Consider the following 18,457-nt stretch of genomic DNA (forward strand, 5'->3'; position numbering starts at 1 on the left):
CCCGAATCCGTTTCAGCGCGACGCGCTTTGGGCTGTGCCCGAGCCGCCTCAATCGACGACGACCACGATGTAGCGGCCTTGATAGGGCCGGTAGTAGGTCCGGCCGCAGCGCCAGACGTCGAAGCCGTTGACCTTGGTGCGAACGCAGCCTGCCGGCAGTGTGGCGACCCAGGCGGTGGTGTGCCTCAGCACACGCCATGTCGTGGCGCGCCGGGCGACGCCCGCGGCGCTGTGCGGTGTCCAGGGCGCCCCGATGCGGGCTTCGGCGGTACCGACCAGCGACAGGGCCGGCACGGCCGTGCCGACGATCTCGACGGCGGCGAGGCCGATCCCGAGCAACGCAGCTGCCGAGCGCATTTTCCTGAAAGATTTCACAGGCATTTTCGTTTCTCCTGAGGTTGGTGTTCAGTTCTAGTGGGAGGATGAAGCGGCCAGCCGGGTCGAACCCGTCAGCGCCGCCAGGTGAGCAACCACGAACAGCCAGTGCGCCGCGGTTGTGACGTAGCCGACGACGAGCACGTCGGCGGCGATGAAGAACTGCCAGAATAGAAGGTTGGCCGTTCCGAGCAGCACATGCACGGCAGCCAGCACGGCGTGCCAGTTGCGGGAGTAGGCGATGCGCCAGAGCGTCACGCCGATGATCAGGGCCAGCCCGTGCGCCTCGATGAAGCCGATGCCGGTGCCGGGTGCGTTGTTGAGCAGCACGGCTTCAGCCCCGCGCCCGAAGAACGAGCCGGCAATGTCGGTGGCGAGCCCGCCTGCGGAAGCAAGGACCAGGAAGCCGGCATTCACGCGAACGAGAAGATTTCCAAAGAAGGGTGTCATGATCGTTCCTTTCCGTTTTGGATGATAAAGCTCGCCACGGCGGCGTTGGCCGCCGTGGCTGCTGGGAGGGCGCCGCTCAGGCCACCAGCGGCTGGGGCTCGGCTGCGGCCGCGGTCGGTTCGGCCGCGGGGGTGCTCTCAGCCGGCGCCTTGATGCCGAACCAGGTGACGTAGAGCGTCGGCAGGAAAACCAGCGTCAGCACGGTCGCCACCAAGAGGCCGCCCATCACCGCATAGGCCATCGGCCCCCAGAACACCGTCGGCGCGATCGGGATCATGCCGAGGATGGCGGCCGCCGCCGTCAGCAGGATCGGCCGCAACCGATGCGTGGTGGCGCTGATCACCGCTGCCCATGGTTCCTCGCCGGCGGCGATGTGCTGGTCGATCTGCGCGATCAGGATCACCGAGTTGCGGATCACCATGCCGATCAGCGACATCACGCCGAGGATCGCGACGAAGCCCATCGGAGCGCCCGAGAGGAGCAGCGCGCCGGCGACGCCGATGATCGCAAGCGGAGCGGTGAGCAGCACCAGCACCAGGCGCTGGAAGCTCATCAGCTGCACCATCAGGACGGTGGCCATGATGAACAGCATCAGCGGGAACACCACGAAGATCGAGGCCTGCGCCTTGGCGCTGTCCTCGATCACGCCACCCTGCTCGACGCTGTAGCGCGCCGGCAGTTCCGCCTTGAAGGCGGCGATGGCGATCTCCAGCCGCCGCGTGACCAGCGTGGCATTTTCGCCCGGCGCGACATCGGCCTGGACGGTCACGGTCGGCAGCCGGCCGCGGCGCCAGATCAGCGGCGGCTCGGTCTGGTAGGTGAGCTTCGCCACCTGCTCGAGCGGCACCCGCCGTCCGCCGGAGGCGCTGATCGTCAGGCCGCGCAGCGTGTCGATGCTGGCGCGTTCGGTTTCCACCGCGCGGGCAACGATGTCGACGAGGTAGATGTCGTCGCGCATCTGCGTGATCTTCGAGCCGGAGAGCACCGCGTTGATCGTCTCCGACAGCTGCTGCGAGGAGATGCCCAGCGCGCGCGCCCGGTCCTGGTCGACATCGACCTTGATGACCTTGGCCGGCTCGTTCCAGTCGTAGTTGATGTTGCGCACCGAGGCGTCGCTGCCCAGCACCTGCGCGAACTGCTGCGCGAGGCCGCGCGTCTTGTCCGGATCCGGACCGCTGACACGGAACTTCAGCGGCCAGCCGACCGGCGGGCCGAGCTCCAGCGGCGTGACGCGGACCATGACGTCGTCGAAGCCGGTCGACAGCTGCTTCTCCAGCCGGTCGATCACCGCCTGGCGCACGGCGTGGCCCTTGGTCACGATCACCGCCTGGGCGAAGAAGTCGTTGGCGAGCTGCGCGTCGAGGGGCAGGTAGAAGCGCACCGCGCCCTGGCCGACATAGAAGCTCCAGTGGTCGATATCAGGATCGGCGGCGAGCAGCTTCTCGACGCGCTCTACCACGGCATCCGTCGACTTGATCGAAGCGGTGCGCGGCAAGGTGAGGTCGAGCATGACCTCGGGCCGGTCGGACTTCGGGAAGAACTCTTGGCCGACGAAACCCATCGCCACGACGGAGAGCGCGAACAGTCCGGCCGTCGCCGACAGCACCAGCCACTTTGCCCGCATCGCCATCTCGAGCAGCGCCTGGAAACCGCGGCCGACGCGCGAGGGCTGATGGCTGCCGCCATGCCCCTTGATGCGATCGGGCAGCAGGAAGACGCCGGTGAGCGGCGTGAACAGCACCGCGACCACCCAGGAGACGACGAGCGCGATCGCCACGACAGCGAACAGCGAGAAGCAGTATTCCCCGGCGCCGCTCTTGGCGAAGCCGACCGGCACGAAGCCGGCGATCGTCACCAGCGTGCCGGTGAGCATCGGGAAGGCGGTGGAGGTATATGCATAAGTGGCGGCCGAGATCTTGTCGTAGCCTTCCTCCATGCGCGAGATCATCATCTCGACCGCGATCATGGCATCGTCGACCAGCAGGCCGAGCGCGATGATCAGCGCGCCGAGCGAGATGCGCTGCAGCGAGATGCCGAAATACTCCATGGTGACGAAGGTGATCGCCAGCACCAGCGGGATGGCGACCGCCACGACGACGCCGGGACGCCAGCCGAGCGCCAGCAGCGAGACGGCGAGCACGATGGCGATCGCCTCGCCGAGGCTCTTGGTGAATTCGCCGACGGATTCTTCCACCACATGCGACTGGTCGGCGACCAGGCCGAGCTCGGCGCCGAGCGGCAGCTCGGCCTGCATCTCATGCATCTTCTCCTTGACGGTCTCGCCCAGCGCCAGCGCGTCGCCGCCCGAAGTCATCGAGATGGCGATGCCCACCGCAGGCTTGCCGTTGAAGCGGAACATCGGCTGCGGCGGGTCGGAATAGGCGCGCTTGACCTCGGCGACGTCGCCCAGCCGGAAGTAATGGCCGTTGGCGTGGAAGTTGATGGCCTTGAGGCTTTCCTCGGAGGTGAAGCTGCCGGACACGCGGATGGCGATGCGCTCGGGGCCGGCATCGACCGTGCCACTCGGCGTCAGCGCGTTCTGCGCCTGCAGCGCCTGCGACAGCGTGCCGACATCGAGGCCGAGCGCCGCCACCTTCTGCGTCGAGAATTCGAGATAGATCTTCTCGTCCTGCTGGCCGATGAGGTCGACCTTGGCGACGTCCTTCACCGTCAGCAGCCCGGCGCGCAGGCTGGTGCCGAGATCCTTCAACTCACGATGGCTGAGGCTGTCGGAGGTGAGCGCGTAGATCAGCGAATAGGTGTCGCCGAACTCGTCATTGTAGAACGGGCCCTGCACGCCGGACGGCAGCGTCGGCTTGATGTCGTCGAGCTTCTTGCGCACCTGGTACCAGAGCGGCTGCACCTGGTCCGCGGCCACCGTGTCCTTGAGGTTCACGAAGACGACGGATTCGCCGGGCTTGGTGTAGCTCTTGACGTAGTCGAGGTCCGGCAGCTCTTCGAGCTTCTTCTCGATGCGATCGGTGATCTGCTCCACCGTGTCGCTGGTGCTGGCGCCCGGCCACATCGTCTTCACCACCATGGTCTTGATGGTGAAGGGCGGGTCCTCCTCGCGGCCGAGGCCGCCATAGGCGTAGAGGCCGGCAAGGGCGGCCGCGATCATCAGGTAGACGATGAAGCTGCGGTGCCGCAGCGCCCATTCGGAAAGATTGAAGCTGGTCATGATGTGGTTCCTTTTCAGGGCGCGCGCAAGCGCGCTCCGCCGGCGCCTGCCGGCTGGCCAAAACAAATGACGGTTTGGGTTCGGTCAGCGCCCGCCGCTTGGCGGGCGCTGTCGCAATTCAGGCCAGGCTGTGCATGGTGCCCGGCACACGGTAGGGCGCGCGCTCGGCGGTTCTCGGCCTGATGGCGAGGCCGGCGAGATAGCGCTGGAAGGCGGCTGCCTCCTGAACCGGCGAGGCGAGCGCGACATGGCCGTCCGGCCTCACCAGATAGGCTGCGTCGCGCTGCAGGCCGGCTTTCCCGGATGCGTCTGTCCAGGCGAAGGCATGCACTGCAATTCCTGTCGGTGCGAGCATCGCCCGGAAATCGCAATTGACCTCGCCATAGACATGGACCTGCCAGTCGAGCGAGCGCAGCGGCTCGAAATTGTCGCCGCCCGCGCCCATGACATTGCCGGCGACATAGGGCAGGCGATCGCCGCCGCTGACCTTGCCCGCCATGCCCGAGCTGATCGGCCCGGCGCGGTACTCGATCGCCGTCTGCGAGATCACGCCGAAGAATGCGCGCGACCCGAACGATGTGTGGAGCCCGATGTTCATGACCTTCGGCATCACGTAACGCCGGAACAGGCCGACCAGTCGCGAGCGGTTGGTGATGAAGCGGAACACCTTGTCGGTGCTTTCGATCAGCTTGTGGGCAAAGGCGATGCGCTCCGGCTCGTAGCTGTCGAGCAGGCGCGGATCGGCACGGCCCTGCACCACGGCGCCTAGCTTCCACGCGAGGTTCACAGCATCGCCCATGCCGGTGTTCATGCCCTGGCCGCCGGCCGGGCTATGGATGTGTCCGGCATCGCCGACGAGGAACACGCGGCCGGCGCGGAAGCGCTCGGCGACGCGATGATGGACGCGATAGGTCGAGAACCAGTTGACCTCTTCGACCGTGACGCCGGTGTCGCGCTCGACATCGGCGCGGATCGCCTCGAAGCTGATCGTCTCGTCGGCCTCATGCGCCTTCGGCACGATGCCGATGAGGCGCAGCGAGCCCGACTGCCGGACCGGCATCACGATGGCGAAGCCATAGGTGCTGATGGTCGTGTCCATGCCATTGCGGGTGACGTTGCCCGTGCCCTTCACGTCGGCGACGTAGAAGGCCTGTTCGTAGGTACCGCCCGGGAAACCGATGTTCAGCCCATGGCGTACCGTGCTGCGGGCGCCGTCGCAGCCGGCGAGATAGGCTGCGCTGACGGTCTCCGTCTTGCCGTTCCGCGCAAGGGTCGCGATGACCGCGTCACCCTTGTCCTGGAAGGCGACGAGTTCCGTACCGCGCTCGACCTCGACGCCGGCGCGTTCCAGATGCGTGATCAGCACGCGTTCATGGATATCCTGCGGCAGCGCGAAGGCGAAGGAGTAGGGGCTGATGCCGCGGCCAAAATCGGAAAGCGGCAGCCGCGCTGCGACGCCGGCCGGCGTATGCAACGTAAGCCTTTCCAGCCGGATGCCCTCGGCAAGGATGTCCTCGACAATGCCGATCTGGCGATGGAACTCCAGCGTGCGCGCCTGGACGGCGAGCGCGCGCGAGGTTTCACCCGGACCGGTGGCCTTGTCGAAGATGCGGACCGGGACGCCGAGCCTGGTCAGCCAGAGAGCGAGCGTCAGCCCGGTCGGACCGGCGCCGGCAATCAAGACCTTTGTCTTGGACATGGTCATTTTTCCTCTCCTTCAACGATACGCACTTTTTCGTGTTCCCGCAGCCGGTTCACGCCGGCGGTGACGACCAGGTCGCCTTTGGCGAGCCCGCCGCTGACCACGACACGGTCGGTCTCGTAGCGGGCAACCGTGACCGGCTTGAGCTCTACCGCCGACGAGGCGGACACGACCCACACGGCCGGCTCGCCGCCCTTGTCGAACAGCGCGCTGCCCGGCAGCACCATGACCGTCGCGCCGCCCATCTCGGCGCGGCCGGCGACGCTCGCGCCGAAGCGCATCTCGTTGGGCGCATTCTCGATCGAGACCTTTACCTGGAAGGTGCGGGTCGCGGCGTCGGCCATAGGCGCGATCTCGCGGATGCTGCCGACCGCGGTGATCGCCGGATTGCTGAGCAGCGAGACAGTCACTTTTGGCGGTTGCTTCGTATCGGGCGCGTTGGCGAAGACCGCTTCGGCGATCGAGAACACGGCGTCGCGGCTCTCGGGATCGGCAACCCGCACCACCATCTGTCCGACATTGACCGACTGGCCGGCTTCGGCTCCGGTGGCGGTGACGATGCCGTCGAATTCCGCATGCAGCTCGGTATAGCCGAGCTGGTCCTTGGCCATGTCGAAGGCGATGTTCGCCGACTTCAGCTTGGCCTGCGCCGAACGCAGATTCTTCAGTGTCGCGTCATAATTGGCGCGGGTGGTAAAACCCTTGGCGAGCAGCGCGCCGATGCGGGCCTCCGCGGCTTTTGCCTCGACAAGCACGGCCTGTGCGGCCGCGACATCGGCCTCGGCGCTGGCGAGCCGGTTGCGATAGTCCTGGTCTTCGATGCGGGCGAGCACCTCGCCCTTCTTCACCGTCGAGCCGATCTCGGCGACGCGTTCGAGCAGCTTGCCCGATACGCGGAAGCCGAGGTCGCTTTCGAGCCTCGGCCGTATCTCGCCGATGGCGATGCGGGTATCCGCGCTGAGCATCGGGACGGCCGCCATGGCCTTGACAAGCTTCGTCTCGGCCACGGCGGGCTTCACGTTCGAGGCCTCGCTTCTGGCGCCGTGCCAGACCATGGCGCCGCCGCAGGCAAGAACGGCGATCGATCCGGCGACAAGGCGGCGCCGCAGCGGCCTGTTATGAAAAAGTGCAATCATGTTGTCTCCATGACCAAGGTTGCGGCCGCGCGGGGAGGATGCGGCGACCGGGAAATCAATTGGCTGGAGGAAATCGGGCTTTGCTGCCTGTCTTTCGCCAGCCCGATCTTCTTGGCGCTTCGGGCTCCGGAAATCCCGAACGGTTTCTGAAAATTTTCCGATGTTTGGGTGAGGCGGCCTTGGAATTGCGCAGGGAGACGCCGATGCGGACGGTCAAATCGTCCAGAAATAGCGCACCAGGTGGAAGAAGATCGGCGCGGCGAAGACCAGGCTGTCGGTGCGGTCGAGCATGCCGCCATGGCCCTCGATCAGATGCCCCCAGTCCTTCACGCCCTGGTCGCGCTTGATGGCGGAAGCGACCAGCCCGCCGAGAAACCCCATCGTGCAGGCGACGAAGGCGACGGCCGAGGCCTGCAATGGCGAGAACGGCGTGATGAAGGCGAGCAGCGCGCCGAGCAGGCTCGAGGCGACGAGCCCGCCGATCAGCCCCTCCCAGGTCTTCGACGGCGAGACCTTTGGCGAGAAGCGGTGCTTTCCGAACAGCTTGCCGAAGATGTACTGCAGCACGTCGCTGCCCTGCACGACGATGATCAGGAAGGCGACGAGCAGCAGGTTGCGGCCCTCGAAGCCGGGCACGTTCAGCGTCAGCAGCGCAGGGACGTGGCTGACGCAATAGACCGCGATCATGATCGCCCATTGCTGCGCCGAGACGCGCTCCAGGAAGCGCTCGGTATCGCCGTGCAGTGCCGTGATCGCCGGCATCAGCAGGAAGCAGTAGACCGGGATGAAGATCACGAACAGCCCGTACCAGGCCGTCCACACCAGCCAGTACTGGAACGGAATGACGATGCCGAACATGCCGAGCAGAACCCAATGGTCGCTGCGGCGGCTGTGCGTCAAGGTCACGAACTCGCGCAGCGCCGCGAACGAGATCAGCGCGAACAGGATGGTCATGCCGTAGCGGCCGAAGAAGAAGGCGACCGTCATCAGCGCCACCATCACCCACCAGGCATTGATGCGCTGGGTGAGGTTGGTGAGCGTCGCGCTGAGCGGCTTCGGCGCCCGCGCCGACAGCACGGCGGCGGTGGCGCTGGCGGTGGTCAACACCACGAAAAGGCCGATGATCAGGATGCTGATTTCGTGGCGCATCATTCGTCTCGATCAGGGCGGGGATTGAGCGCCAGAAGTTCGGCCCGGGCGCGTTCGAGGAAGGCGCGGCGTTCCTCGCCCGGCGCCACCGCCACCGGCGCGCCGAAGACGACGCGGCAAAGCAGCGGCACCGGCAGAAACTGGCCCTTGGGCAACACGCGCGACATGTTCTCGATCCAGCACGGGATCAGCTCCACTTCCGGCCGCGCCATCGACAGATTGTAGAGCCCGGAGCGGAACGGCAGCAGCTCGTCGCTCATGTTGCGCGTGCCTTCCGGGAAGATGATCAGCGAATGACCTCGGTCGAGGACGGAAAGCATGACGGAGATCGGGTTCTCTTCCGGCCTCGTCCATTGCCGGCTGATCAGCACGGAGGAAAGCATGTCCTCGGCGATGAAGCGGCGCAGCCGCGACTTTCGCCAATATTCGGCGGCGGCGATCGCATGTGTGGTGGCGCGTTCTCTTTCGCTGAGGCAGGCCGACAAAAGGATGAAATCGCCATGGCTGGTGTGGTTGGCGAAATAGATGCGCTGCCGGTCCGATGGCTGGCAGCCGCTCCAGATCGGACGCACGCCGGTCACCGCCCGGGCCAGAGCCGACAGGCCGACCGAGGTCGCCGTCTGCAACAGGGGGAAGGTCCGGAGCGACAGCCTGTTCATCCCGGCATCCAGAATCCGGCTGTCAGGAACGCGAGGACGAAGATCGCGAAGGCGATGCGCTGCCGGGCAAGCAGGCGGCGCGTTCCGGCGATGCGGTCGTCGAGCGGGCGCGGAGACGAGGAGGCCGGCTTGAGCCGCATCCGCGCCAGCACGTCGTCGACAGCGGCGCATCCCGAACGCTCATTGTCATGGCTCGCCATCAGCCGGAACAACAGCGCGTCGAAGGCGAGAAGCGCCGAAAACCCAAGCATCACGACGGCGCTTGCCGCGGCGACCAGCAGCGCCAGCACCGCGATCGGCGCCTGGAGCGCGCCGCGCGCCGAAGCGACCAAAGGCGCGAAGCCGTCGCAGACGAGCACGATCGCGGCCGGCCATGCGGCGTGCTTGATCAGCATGTCGGCAAAGGCGGCTGTCCGCCGCTGGTAGGTCTCGTCCGTCATGCCGGCTCGTCCAGTCCGACCTGAAGATGCACCGGTCGTCCGGACGCGGCGAGCTGCTTGCGCGCCTGGGACGGCGTGTGCGAGCGGCCGCTCGCGACGAGCCATCCGGCGATGACGGTGGCACTGCGCTGGAAGCCGAGCGCGCAGCAGACCAGCACCGTGCCATGCCGGCGCGCCGGCTCGATCGCCGCCACCGCTTGGTCGAGCGTGTCCGCCGGCGGCGGCAGCAGATCGAGCATGCCGAAGCTTTGCCAGCGACCCGGCGCGTCGCCCGGTCGCTCAAGCTCGGCGGCGAGATCGATCACCGTGCCGAAGCCGTCAGCCTCGGCGGCGTTCGGGAACCGCCCAAGGAAGACGCCGTCGCTGACCGGCACGACCGGCGGCAGCTTGCGCGTCCATGCCCAGACATTGACCCTGGCGCCCAGACGATAGGGCCAAAGCAGGATGCGGCTCGCCAGCGACACACGGCCATCCGCGGTCTTCTGGAACACTTTCGCGCCGGCCCCGGCATAGGCGAAGGCGACGATGGCCAGCGCCAGCGAAGGCCATAGAAGCAACAAGGCGAGGGCGGAGAAGAAGGCGCCGGCCGCAGCGCCCGTTAGCGCCAGAGCGGCGCCCAGCGCGTAGTATAGCGCAAGCCGCCGTGCCTTGCCGTCGGCAGTCAGGTGGGACCCGGCGAACGGCAGCTCGCCCTGTGCCGGAAAGAGCCACAGGGCGAAGAAGCCGAGCAGCGCGCCGGTCGGGATGTCGATGAAATGATGCTGCCAGGTGGTCAGCACCGAGGCGCCGATCAGAAGGCACCAGCCGTGCCAGAGCCCCAGCAAAGGACCGGCGAGGCGCTGGCGCCAATGATCCCAGATGATCACCAACAGCGCGATATGCAGCGACGGCGCCTGGTTGAACGGCTTGTCGAAGCCGCCGAGCACCGCAAACAGGAAACCCGGCAGGCCGCTCGTTTCCGGCCGCACGAAGGTGGCGGTCAGCGGAAACAGGATGAAGCAGGCGACGGCGACGATCTGCGCGGTGAGGTAGCGGCCGGCCAGCCGGTCGACGCCCTGGCGGCTGTCGTTGAGCAGGAGCGACAGTCCGTAGAACAGGTTGATCGACCAGTACGGCACGATCGTCCAGGCGACGAACGGAACATGGTGTTCCCAGGAGAACACGATGCTGCCGACATGATCGCGCGTCGAGGCGAGCCAATTGGCGAAGCCGTAGGTCGAATAGAAGAACGGCGCGAGGAAAGCGAGCCACAGCGCTGCGCGCAGGACGACACGCCCATAGGGCTCGGCGCTGGGTGAAAGTGGCGGGGGCTCGGCACTGGAAGGCATGCGGCGGTGGTCCTAAAGCCGCCTTGCCAGCGAGACGGTGAAGATCCCCCATTGGTCGATGCGCTGGTCGAGCTTCTCGAAGCCTGCCGCCTCGACCAGCTGATCCATCTCGGCTTGCGTGCGCCGCCGCATCACCCAGGCCTGGCCGCCGCGATGCGAGGTCAGGCTGCGCGCGATCATTTCGAGCTGCGGGTGCCAGGGCTGGTTGGTGTAAATGAGCAGGCTGCCTGGCTGCATGGCGCGGGCAAGGCCGCCGAGCGAGCGCGCAATCAGCGCATTGTCGGAGAAGAGCTCGTAAAGGCCGGAGACGATGGCGAGGTCCGGCGCCGGATCGATCGCGGCGAGCCCGTCGCCGTCGAAGGCGTCGGCGCGCTGGAACGACACGCTGGCCGGCAATTGCCGCTCGGCGATCAGCTTGCGGCCGAGCTCGACATTGAGGTCGGAATAGTCGCGCAGTCGAACGCTGGTCGGTTGCTCCCGGCTCATGTCGATCGCATCGAGGACGTAGTGGCCGTGACCAGACGCAATGTCCAGGATGTTGGTCGGCCGCCCAGCGGCCTTCAGCATTGCCAGCGCCGAGCCGATCAGCTCTTCGATGTGAAGCTTGCGCTGGCGGATGCCGCGCCAGCCGATGGCGTCGAGGAAGGCCCGGTCGACCATGCGGCCGATCGGCCCCAGGCCGCGCGGCTCGTTCTCATAGACATAGTCGAGCGTCGAACCGGAATCGAAGCCGGTGGTAACGCCGACCTTCATGCCTTGCGAGAACCAGCTGCCGATGCGGATGAAGGCGCGACTCATCGCCCAGTAGAGGCCCCTGGGCGAAAGCAGATCGAGCGGCGAGGCGAGGCGGTCGGCCTCGTCGCGCGTGTAGCCGGCGATGTCCGCCTGCTTCAGGTCGACAGCTTCCGCCGGTGCCGCGAACTGCGCTTCGAGGAACGGCCGGATCAGGTCGAGCGCCTTGGCGCGGTCGCGCTCGCCCAGCGTATCGTGGAAGAAGCCCGGCAGCACGTGGCGCTCCTTCGCGCGGCTGCCGAGATTGACGAAGAACTCGTGCTGCGGCGCGTGCCGCACCACCCAGTCGCTGCCCGACAGAAGAAGCTGCGTCGGCACGGTGATGGCGCGCGCATCGGCAACGATGCGCGCCGCGTGCTGATAGAGCTCGACCAGAATGTTCGAGGCGATCGGCCTTGTGATCAGCTTGTCGTTTTCGAAGGAAGCGATGCGCATAGGGTCATGAGTGAGAAGGTTCGCCTTGACGTAGGAATTGACGAAGAAGCGCCCCTTGATCTTTTGCCACAGCGCGATGCCTTCCTTGGCGAAAGGGACATAGAGTTTCACCGAGAAGGCGGGCGAGGCGAGCACCATGGCGCGCAGCTTGGGCGCATAGTCGTGCACCCACGCGGCCGCCAGCACCGCGCCGAAGGACTGCGCGATCAACGCGATGTCCTGCGCCGCAAAACCGTCCCTGGCGGCGATCTCGCGCATGAAACAGTCGATATCGCGCACCAGCGCGGCGAAAGACGGAGCGTAGCCGCGCTCGCCGGCGGAGCGGCCGTTGCCGCGCGCATCCCAGGCATAGAAGGCGTAGTCGGGCAGGCTGAGTTCGTCGACGAGATGCGCCATGCGGCCGCCATGCTCGTGTCCGCGATGGAAGAGCACGACCGCGCCCTTGGCCGTGGCCTGCATCGCCGGCCAGTAGCGGTAAAAGATCCGCGTGCCGTCATGGCTGCGGAAGGTGCGTTCCTGCGCCTGCCGCGCAAGGCTTTGCGCCGGCGCGCTGGCGACCTGTTCGTGAAGCATGGTGGTTCCCCCGGACGGCATGGCGAGTCTCGGTGCTCAGCCGGTGCTGCCAATAAGACCGGCGCGTATCCGGTTTATGGCGGTCAGCAGCGAAAGCGTAGCCATGACCGGAAACACAAACGGCGCGATTGCCTCCGGCCAGAGCCCGGCGGCGGCGAGCACGGCGACCACGCCGAGCGCCAGCGCTCTGTCGCTCTTGCCGAACGGCCCGGCATAGTTTCGCCCGATCCCGGCGGCGATGCCGAGCACGCCGGCGAACTCGGTGAGCGCCGCGGCGATGGCAAAGGCGACAACGCCCCAGGCGCCGAATTGGGGAAGGGCGGCGAAGGGCAGGATCAGCGCAAGGTCGGAGACGACATCGCAGATCTCGTTGAGGTACATGCCGAGCGTCGAGGCCTGGCCATGCTCGCGCGCCAGCATGCCGTCAATGGCGTTGAGCGCCATGCGCAGGAAAAGCACCAGGGGGATGAGGAAGAGCAGCGGGCTCCAACCGGGGAGGATCGCGATCGCCGATCCAGCCGCGATGGACAGCAGCGCAGCCGCGACCGTTATGCCGTTGGCCGTCACACCCATCGCCGCCAGCCTGTTGACCAGCGGCCGCAGCCTGTCCTGGAAAGCCGGCTTCAGCGCGTAGAGCGTCGGCATTGCGATGATCCCCCGATCCTCGCCGCCAGATGTATCACAAACATGCCGAACGGCACCAGCACAGCTGCTAAAACACTGTGAATCCCAGACAGTTGGCACCATGCCATGCACCCATCGCCTGAAGACGACGCCGGAGCCGGCGCTCTGTGGCGCTCAAATGCCCTTGCCGACGTCCGACCGCGCAGCCCTGGCATGGCCGCATGCGGTTGCTGGTTTCTGGAACAACGCATGCCACTTGAATAGTAAGCACGCTTATTATATATGCCGCTCATGGTTTCAGACGGCATCGACAGATTGGGATTTTTGATCCATGACGTGCAGCGCCTCATGCGCAAGCGTTTCGAGGCGCGCGCCAGCGGGTTGGGCCTTTCCTCGGCGCAATGGCGGCTTCTCGTCCGCGTCGCCAAGGAGGCCGGTGTCGCGCAGGCGCGGCTCGCCGAGCTGCTCGAGATCGAGCCGATCAGCGTCTCTCGCCTCGTCGACCGGATGGAGGAGGGCGGCTGGATCGAGCGTCGCGCCGACGCGGCCGACCGGCGTGTGCGCATGATCTTCCCGACCGAAAAGGCCAACGCAGCCTACGCCGATGTCAAAAGCCTTGCCGGCGAGGTCTATGAGGAATCGCTCATCGGCGTGTCGCCGGAAGACCGTCGCATCCTGATCCAGGTGCTTGACACCATCGTGCAGAATTTGACGGACGGCGAGACGTCGTCCCTCGAAAAGATCAAGAATTCGGAAGGGCGGGCAGCATGAACGCGGCAGCCAAGAAAGCAGACGACAACGTCACCAAGCTCGAGATGGAAGCGCCGACGAACCCGGACGCTGCGCCAGTCTCCGCGGCAGCGGAGCCGCAGCCCGCACCGGCAGCACCGAGGAAGAAGCGCCGCACCGGCCGTTTCCTTTTGATGGTCGCCCTGCCGCTGGCGTTGCTCGCGGGCGGCGCCTATGTTTGGGTCACCGGCGGTCGCTACCAGGAGACCGAGAACGCCAACCTGCAGCAGGCCCGGATTTCGATCGCCTCCGACACGGCCGGCCGCATCGTCCAGGTCGGCATTGCCGACAACCAGACGGTCAAGGCGGGCGACCTTCTCTTCGTCATCGATCCCGAGCCTTACAAGATCGCGCTGGCCCAGGCCGACGCGGCTGTCGCCGCCGCGCGGCTCAATGTCGAGCAGCTGCGCGCCGCCTACAGCCAGGCGATGGCGCAGCAGAAGTCGGCCAAGAGCGAGGTCGACTATGCGCAGTCGCAATATGACCGCGCCGCCGATCTCGCTGAGAAGGGCATCAATGCCAAGTCGTCGCTGGACGAGGCCCGCAACGACCTCGACAAGGCCAAGCAGCAGCTTGCGGTCGCCGAGCAGGGCATCATCAGCGCCAAGGCGGCGCTTGGCGGCAACCCCGACATCGAGACCGACAAGCATCCGAGCGTGATGTCGGCGCTCGCCGCGCGCGACAAGGCCGCCTACAACCTCTCGCAGACCACGGTGAAGGCGCCGTCCAACGGCATCGTCTACCAGGCCTCGTCCTTCAAGGTCGGCCAGTATGTCTCCGTCGGCACGCCGCTGTTCGCGCTGGTCGAGACCGACGACACCTGGATCGACGCCAACTTCAAGGAGACGCAGCTCACCAATATGAAGCCGGGCCAGAAGGCCGAGATCGTGGTCGACACCTATCCGGGCCGGACCTTCGAGGCGACCGTCAAGGCGATCGGCGCCGGCACCGGCGCCGAGTTCTCGCTGTTGCCCGCCCAGAACGCCACCGGCAACTGGGTCAAGGTCACCCAGCGCATTCCCGTGCGCCTGGAACTGACCGACCCCGACGCCAAGATGGCGCTGCGCACCGGCATGAGCGCGACGGTCACCGTCGATACCGGCGTCGCGCGCGGATTGCCGTCGATCTTCGGTCACGCCACGGCCGGCGAGCACGCGCAATAACGCAAGGTGAAGCCCGAGGCATGAGCCTCCGCAAGGGACTGCTCTGAAGGGAGGGGGGTGAAAGCCGAGCGTTTGAGGCTAGCCGCGTCGCGGGTCGATCCCAGGCAGAGGCTTTCGACACGGATCGGTCGGTCCTCAGGTTTCCGGGCGGCACGCATCCGCTCCATCAGAGACTTTCGGTCGATGTAACCCCCACATCGATCCTCGCGTCCCACCGCGACGAGGGTCTCAAAGGAAGGCCTCGCCGCCCGGAAACCCAATGTACCCGTTTTTGTTACCTGCTGGAAGTTCAGCACCATGAGCACGCCCGAACCCTTCAAGGAAGTACCGCACCGCGGCCTGATCACGGTCGCGCTGATGCTGGCGACCGTCATGCAGGCGCTCGACACCACGATCGCCAATGTCGCGCTGCCGACCATGACCGGTGACCTCGGCGCCTCGCCCGACAACATCAACTGGGTGCTGACCTCCTATATCGTCGCCGCCGCCATCATGACGCCGGTCACCGGCTGGCTCGCCGACCGCCTCGGCCGCAAGGAGCTGTTCCTGGCGTCCGTCGTCGGCTTCACCATCTTCTCCATGCTTTGCGGCATGGCGTGGAGCCTCGAGACGATGGTGCTCTTCCGCCTGCTGCAGGGTGTGTTCGGAGCGGCGATCGTGCCGCTGTCGCAGACCTTCCTGCTCGATATCAATCCCCGCGAACGCCACGGCCAGGCCATGGCCATCTGGGGCGCCGGCATCATGCTGGGACCGATCCTCGGCCCGACGCTCGGCGGCTGGCTGACCGAGAATTTCAACTGGCGCTGGGTGTTCTTCATCAACCTGCCGGTCGGCATCCTCGCCTTCATCGGCATGGCCGCCTACCTGCCTGTCGTCGCCAAGCGCGTGCGCAGCTTCGATTTCTTCGGCTTCGCCATGATCTCGCTCGGCGTCGGCGCGCTGCAGCTGATGCTCGACCGCGGCGGCGAGGTGGACTGGTTCTCCTCGACAGAGATCTGGATCGAGCTTGCGCTGTCGATCACCGGCTTCTGGGTGTTCATCATCCACACGGTGACGTCCGAACGTCCTTTCATCGACCCGAAAATCTTCCTCGACCGCAATTTCGTGACCGGGCTCGGTTTCATCTTCGTCATGGGCGTGCTGATCCTGGCTTCGATGTCGCTGCTGCCGCCGATGCTTGCCAACATCTTCGGCTACCCGACCGTCACCATCGGCGTGGTGCTCGGCCCGCGCGGCATCGGCACGATGATTTCGATGCTGTTCGTCGGCCGCATCATGCACAGGATCGACGCGCGTATTCTGGTCGCGATCGGCTTCCTGCTCACCGCGCAGTCGCTCTACACCATGGCGAGCTTCACGCCGCAGATGGACAACTGGCTGATCATCTCTTCGGGCGTCATCCAGGGCCTCGGCATGGGCATGGTGTTCGTGCCGCTCTCGGCCGTCGCCTTCGCCACGCTCGACGCGCGCTACCGCACCGACGCCACCTCGCTGTTCAGCCTGGTGCGCAATCTCGGCTCGTCGATCGGCGTGTCGGTGGTTGCGGCGCTGATGGTGCAGAACACGCAGGTCAACCACAGCGAGCTCGGGGCCTTCATCAACCCCTACAACCCCAACCTATGGGCAGCCTCGCCCGCGGCGGCGAGCGGTGATCCCATGGCCCTTTCGCAGGTCGACAGGCTGGTCAACGTTCAGGCGATGATGATCTCCTACATCAACGACTTCAAACTCCTGATGGTGATGACGCTGCTTGCCGTCCCGTTCGTCATCCTGCTGCGCAAGCCGAAGGCCGCGCCCGCGGGCGGCGCGCCGGCCGCGCATATGGATTGATGTTTTGGTGGCGGTCTCCGTGCCAGTCCCAATCACGCTGACATTGCGGCCATAAATGCAGCTCGGTTATGTCCGCCGAATTGACCGCTAAGCGGGCGGCGGCGAACGCAACTGGTTGTCGCTGAGTGTGCAATCGCTACATGCATTGCGGTCCGCAGAGGAGCGTTCCGCTCCTGGTGAAGCCGCTCTGAGGCCACGCCAACGATCGCCCGGCGACGCGCACCGGCTGGTCAGAATGGATAGCCGCCGGGGTAACGTCCGGCCTGCGGATCAGTGTCCCTGGATGCAAAGAGCACGCGGGCTTTTCCGGAGGCGGCGCTTCAGTTTAGCGGCCCAGCACCAGTGCCCAGTAGCGCAGGCTGGGATCGCGGCCGTCGCGCACGTAAGCCAACCCGAAGCGGCTGAAGTCCGGGTCGAGCATGTTTCGCCGGTGGCCGTCCGAATGCATCCAGATGTCGAACAGCTTTTGCAGGTCGAAACGTCCCTCGGCGATGTTTTCGCCCGCGGCGCCACGCACGCCGTTGCCCTTCATGCGCGAGGCGAAATCCTTGCCCCAGCCGGTCGTGTGGCTCATGCGGGCGCGCGACGCCATATAGCCGGCCTGCTGCAGCGCCGCCTGCTCGAGCTGCGCGTCCGGGATGAGCGCCGGCAGTCCGGCCGATGTGCGGATTGTCCTCAACGTGCCTGTGGCGGAGGACGACACGCCGGCGGCTTCGCCGGTCGGCAGCTGGACGCTGTTGCAGGCGGCAATGCCGCCGAGCGCCGCAAGGCCGACGGTCTTGAGCAATGTGCGTCTGTCGAGATGGGGGGAATCGGTGGTCAGGCTGGTCATCCGGCCTCTGATACCGGCGATCGTGGCTTTTGCCGGGCAGCCGATGAAAATCGCGTTATGCGGCGACATCCTCCGGGAGATCGGATATCATCCCGGCGTTCTAGAAGTGGCAGCCACGGGCGGGCCACCCAGGCGGTGACCGCCCCCCGAGCGATACGGAGGACGGTTATGGCTGGTTTTCATGTCATGGCGGACGCGCAAGGGCTGCATGTGCAGCCCACGGTGCGCCACATCACCACGTCGGATCTGTGGGACGCGCTAAGGCTCGGCGCCGAGGATTTCTGGGCCAAGCCTTCGCACTACGTGTTCCTTTGCCTGATCTATCCGGTCGTCGGCCTGATCCTGACTCGGTGGACCTCCGGCTCGAGTGCAATCCAGCTCGTCTATCCGCTGATGTCGGGCTTTGCATTGATCGGTCCCTTTGCTGCCATCGGCCTCTACGAGATCAGCCGCCGGCGCGAGCTCGGCATGAGCAGCCGCTGGCACCATGCGCTCGACGTGCGCCGTTCGCCGGCGCTGCCCTCGATCGCGGCGATCGGCGTCCTGCTTTTCGCGCTCTTCCTTCTGTGGCTGTTCACCGCGCAGTCGATCTACACCAGCCTGTTCGGCGCAGAGCCGCCGGCCTCCGTCGGAACCTTCCTGCGCGACGTGCTGACGACCGGCAAGGGCTGGACGTTGATCCTGCTCGGCAACGCTGCCGGCCTCGTCTTCGCCGTCGTGGTGCTCGCCACCACCGTGATTGCCTTCCCGCTGCTACTCGACCGCGACGTCGGCGCCGTCTCGGCGATCGAGACCTCGGCGCGCGCCGTAATAGTCAACCCGCTGCAGATGGCGCTCTGGGGCCTGACGGTCGCGGTGCTGCTGGTGATCGGCTCGATCCCACTGTTTGCCGGCCTTGCCGTCGTCATGCCGGTCCTCGGCCACGCGACTTGGCATCTCTATCGCAAGGTGGTGGAGCCGCAGGATATCCGGCCCATCCGCCGGCCGATGTAGGCCGCG

At 66.2% G+C, this 18,457-nt stretch carries 16 protein-coding genes; 4 read left to right on the top strand and 12 right to left on the bottom strand.

The genetic code is table 11. The features are described 5' to 3' along the window. Positions 1–48 precede the first annotated feature (48 nt). The 11 genes from CK215_RS14835 to CK215_RS14885 form a co-directional block, all read right to left on the bottom strand. The gene (locus CK215_RS14835) at positions 49–381 is read right to left on the bottom strand and encodes a hypothetical protein (protein WP_095784072.1); all 333 of its coding nucleotides are present in this window, start codon (positions 379–381) and stop codon (positions 49–51) included. Positions 382–411: 30 nt separating this feature from the next. After that, positions 412–825: a hypothetical protein gene (locus CK215_RS14840; RefSeq protein WP_067324856.1), complete on the bottom strand. Its 414-nt coding sequence runs from the start codon at positions 823–825 to the stop codon at positions 412–414. 76 nt (positions 826–901) lie between these two features. Then, complete coding sequence (locus CK215_RS14845; RefSeq protein WP_095831359.1) at positions 902–4,006, bottom strand: efflux RND transporter permease subunit; 3,105 nt, start codon at positions 4,004–4,006, stop codon at positions 902–904. A 118-nt stretch (positions 4,007–4,124) separates the two neighbouring features. Then, positions 4,125–5,705 carry an FAD-dependent monooxygenase gene (locus CK215_RS14850; protein WP_170950306.1) on the bottom strand — a complete coding sequence of 527 codons (1,581 nt, stop codon included), beginning with the start codon at positions 5,703–5,705 and terminating at the stop codon, positions 4,125–4,127. Between the two features lie 2 nt (positions 5,706–5,707). Next, entirely contained in the window at positions 5,708–6,844 is a 1,137-nt protein-coding gene (locus CK215_RS14855) for an efflux RND transporter periplasmic adaptor subunit (RefSeq protein WP_245418685.1), read from the bottom strand. Positions 6,845–7,057: 213 nt separating this feature from the next. Continuing rightward, positions 7,058–7,993, bottom strand: a complete 936-nt coding sequence (locus CK215_RS14860; RefSeq protein WP_095831500.1) for a phosphatidate cytidylyltransferase — start codon at positions 7,991–7,993, stop codon at positions 7,058–7,060. Next, a complete protein-coding gene (locus CK215_RS14865; protein ID WP_066996544.1) occupies positions 7,993–8,652 on the bottom strand; it encodes a lysophospholipid acyltransferase family protein in 660 nt (219 codons plus the stop codon). The genes CK215_RS14860 and CK215_RS14865 overlap by 1 nt, the downstream gene beginning before the upstream one ends. Continuing rightward, a complete protein-coding gene (locus tag CK215_RS14870; protein ID WP_095831361.1) occupies positions 8,649–9,092 on the bottom strand; it encodes a hypothetical protein in 444 nt (147 codons plus the stop codon). The genes CK215_RS14865 and CK215_RS14870 overlap by 4 nt, the downstream gene beginning before the upstream one ends. Continuing rightward, entirely contained in the window at positions 9,089–10,420 is a 1,332-nt protein-coding gene (locus tag CK215_RS14875) for a phosphatase PAP2/dual specificity phosphatase family protein (protein ID WP_066996549.1), read from the bottom strand. The genes CK215_RS14870 and CK215_RS14875 overlap by 4 nt, the downstream gene beginning before the upstream one ends. A 12-nt stretch (positions 10,421–10,432) precedes the next feature. Next, complete coding sequence (locus CK215_RS14880) at positions 10,433–12,220, bottom strand: bifunctional alpha/beta hydrolase/class I SAM-dependent methyltransferase (RefSeq protein WP_170950307.1); 1,788 nt, start codon at positions 12,218–12,220, stop codon at positions 10,433–10,435. Positions 12,221–12,256: 36 nt separating this feature from the next. Next, positions 12,257–12,865, bottom strand: a complete 609-nt coding sequence (locus tag CK215_RS14885) for a CDP-alcohol phosphatidyltransferase family protein (protein ID WP_095831363.1) — start codon at positions 12,863–12,865, stop codon at positions 12,257–12,259. A gap of 270 nt (positions 12,866–13,135) precedes the next feature. On the opposite strand from CK215_RS14885, the gene CK215_RS14890 reads away from it, so the two are divergent. The 3 genes from CK215_RS14890 to CK215_RS14905 all read left to right on the top strand — a co-directional run bounded on the left by CK215_RS14890 (position 13,136) and on the right by CK215_RS14905 (position 16,626). Next, a complete protein-coding gene (locus CK215_RS14890; RefSeq protein WP_095778406.1) occupies positions 13,136–13,615 on the top strand; it encodes a MarR family transcriptional regulator in 480 nt (159 codons plus the stop codon). Then, entirely contained in the window at positions 13,612–14,796 is a 1,185-nt protein-coding gene (locus CK215_RS14895; RefSeq protein WP_095831364.1) for an HlyD family secretion protein, read from the top strand. Before CK215_RS14890 ends, CK215_RS14895 begins: the two co-directional genes overlap by 4 nt. Positions 14,797–15,093: 297 nt before the next feature. Further along, the gene (locus tag CK215_RS14905) at positions 15,094–16,626 is read left to right on the top strand and encodes a DHA2 family efflux MFS transporter permease subunit (protein ID WP_095784061.1); all 1,533 of its coding nucleotides are present in this window, start codon (positions 15,094–15,096) and stop codon (positions 16,624–16,626) included. 325 nt (positions 16,627–16,951) lie between these two features. Here CK215_RS14905 and CK215_RS14910 read toward each other — a convergent pair whose 3' ends face one another. After that, complete coding sequence (locus CK215_RS14910; RefSeq protein WP_095831501.1) at positions 16,952–17,458, bottom strand: CAP domain-containing protein; 507 nt, start codon at positions 17,456–17,458, stop codon at positions 16,952–16,954. 168 nt (positions 17,459–17,626) lie between these two features. On the opposite strand from CK215_RS14910, the gene CK215_RS14915 reads away from it, so the two are divergent. After that, complete coding sequence (locus CK215_RS14915) at positions 17,627–18,451, top strand: DUF2189 domain-containing protein (protein ID WP_095824831.1); 825 nt, start codon at positions 17,627–17,629, stop codon at positions 18,449–18,451. The last annotated feature ends 6 nt before the right edge of the window (positions 18,452–18,457 follow it).

Source organism: Mesorhizobium sp. WSM3864, assembly GCF_002294955.1.
GTDB lineage: Bacteria > Pseudomonadota > Alphaproteobacteria > Rhizobiales > Rhizobiaceae > Mesorhizobium.